Origin of the sequence: Streptomyces anatolicus, from assembly GCF_019400875.1 — a bacterium.
GTDB classification, from domain to species: Bacteria; Actinomycetota; Actinomycetes; order Streptomycetales; family Streptomycetaceae; genus Streptomyces; species Streptomyces anatolicus.
This window is the reverse complement of the sequence record NZ_WMBF01000735.1, coordinates 1-2,148: the sequence shown is the minus strand read 5'-3', so window position 1 is coordinate 2,148 and position 2,148 is coordinate 1. Positions and strand designations below refer to the sequence as shown.

The 2,148-nt window shown below is 73.6% G+C and carries 2 protein-coding genes; both read right to left on the bottom strand.

Annotated features, from left to right (window positions below; all coding sequences use genetic code 11):
* Nucleotides 1-1,003, bottom strand: a 1,003-nt coding sequence (locus GKQ77_RS31970; RefSeq protein WP_308117846.1) for an NAD(P)/FAD-dependent oxidoreductase, incomplete at its 3' end; no start/stop codon positions are given.
* Nucleotides 1,004-1,111: 108 nt separating this feature from the next.
* Nucleotides 1,112-1,876, bottom strand: coding sequence for an AraC family transcriptional regulator (locus GKQ77_RS31965; protein ID WP_219692610.1), 765 nt, complete (start codon nucleotides 1,874-1,876; stop codon nucleotides 1,112-1,114).
* Nucleotides 1,877-2,148 lie beyond the last annotated feature (272 nt).

The following is a 2,148-nucleotide window of genomic DNA, read 5'->3' as shown; positions in this document are numbered from 1 at the left end:
GGTCGGGGAGATAGGGGCGGAAGCCCGCGTAGGAGCGGATCGCCCGCACCCCGGCAAGGACGGGGAAGAGGCCGGTGGCCTGCGCGGCGAGGCGCCGCAGGACCTCCACCGACAGGGTGCGGTCGAAGCCCACCCGCTCCCGGCTCGCCCCGATGAGCACCGGGCCCGCCGGGGTGCCCTCGACCACGGCGGAGGTCTGCAAGGCGGCGGAACCGCTGGCCACGTCGGCCACGTAATCCGCGGAGTACACCTTGTGCCGCACCACGCGCGGCAGCGGTTCCGTGACGAGGACGAACCCGCGCCGGGGGAGCACCGGCAGCTCCACCCCCGCCATGCGGGCGAGCCTGCCGCCCCACGTGCCGGCGGCGTTGACCACGTACGGAGCGTATGACTCGCCCGCCCGGGTCCGTACGCCGCGCACCTCGCCGCCCGCCCCGGTGAGGACCGCGGTGACCTCCTCGCCGAGCCGCAGCGTGAGGCGCCCTGGGCCCGTGTCCGCCGCCGCACGCAGCAAGTGGGCCGCGGTCAGGGCGGGTTGGACCTGGGCGTCCTGCGGATAGTGGAAGCCGCCGGCGAGGCCGGGGGCCAGGTGCGGTTCGAGGCCGGTGAGGCGGTCGGGCGGTACTTCGATCGCCTCGACGCCCGCGCTTCCCTGCCCCGAGGCGAAGTCCCGCAGGGCGGTCATCGCGGTTTCCGTGGACGCGACGACGAGGCCGCCCTTCCGCTCGTACTCGATGCGAGAGGGGAGTTCGGCCGCCAGGTCACGCCACAACCGCGCGGAGAGCAGGGCGAGTTCCAGTTCGGGGCCTGGTTCCTTGTCGGAGACGAGGAGATTGCCCTCGCCTGCTCCCGTGGTGCCGCCCGCGACGGGGCCGCGGTCGATGACGGTGACGTGGAGGCCGGAGCGGGTGGCGTAGTAGGCGCAGGCCGCGCCGACCACTCCCGCTCCCACGACGATGAGGTCCGAGAGTTCCGGTGGTCCGAAAAGGGGTCCCGTGAGCACGGCAGTAATATTTCACATGGCACTGGCGCTGCCAAGAGCCCGTACGCAAAGGGAAGTTGCTCTCTGCCGGTTGCGGTCGGGTGCGACCGGGCGCGACCGGGCGCGTGTTCAGTCGCGGCGGTTGTGCGTGCCGGGCGTGTAGCCGAGGGCGCGGCGGAACACGTCGATGAAGGCGCTGGTGGAGGCCCATCCGCAGCGGTGCGCGACGGTGGTGACCGGTGTGCCGTCGGCCAGCATGCGCAGGGCGTGGTAGAGACGCAGCTGGGTGCGCCACTGGGGGAAGGTCATGCCCAGCTCGCGGCGGAAGAGGCGGCTGAGGGTGCGTTCGCCCGCCCCGGCCGCGGCGGCCAGCTCGGCCAGGCCGCGCGCGTCCGCGGGGTCGCCGTGCAGCAGGTCGCAGACGGCCGCGAGACGCGGATCCGCCGGGGTCGGCAACTGGACGGGTTGCTGGGGCGAGGCGCGCAGTTGGTCGAGGAGCACCGCGCGCAGGCGCCGCCGCTCGGGGGAGCCCTCCGGGGTGCCGGTCTCCTCGTGCGGGGCCCGGGTGCAGGCGAGGATCAGTTCGCGCAGCAGCGGGCTGACGGTGAGGACGGCCGGGGCGTCGAGGCCGAGCGGATTCGTGTCGGCGGGCAGACCGAGCAGGTGCAGGGCCAGTTGGCCGTGGGCGCGGTGCGCGTGGACGCAGCCGGCGGGGACCCAGATCGCGCGGGTGCCGGGCGCGAACCACGTACCGGCGTCCGTGGTGACGGCCACGACGCCGGAGCCCGCGTAGATGATCTGGTGGTCGTCGTGGCGGTGCGCGTCGATGCGTTCGCCGGGGGCCAGGACCTGGGTGCGGGTGGGCGCCTCGGGGGTGTGGCGGATGTCCGGCATAGGTTGGCACTTTATCGGAAGCGCGCCAGCGAGGCCGTGGCGACGATGGGGCGGTGCCAGCGAAGCAGCCCTCACGGAAACAGTCCTCACGTACGCCGCCGAAGCGGTCCTCACGTGGACAGCAGCCCTTGCGTACGCGACCCGAGCAGCCCTCACGTGGCCAGCAGCCCTTGCGTACGCGACCCGAGCAGCCCCCACGTGGCCAGCAGCCCTTGCGTACGCGACCCGAGCAGCCCTCACGTGGCCAGCAGCCCTCCCGTACGCCACCGAAG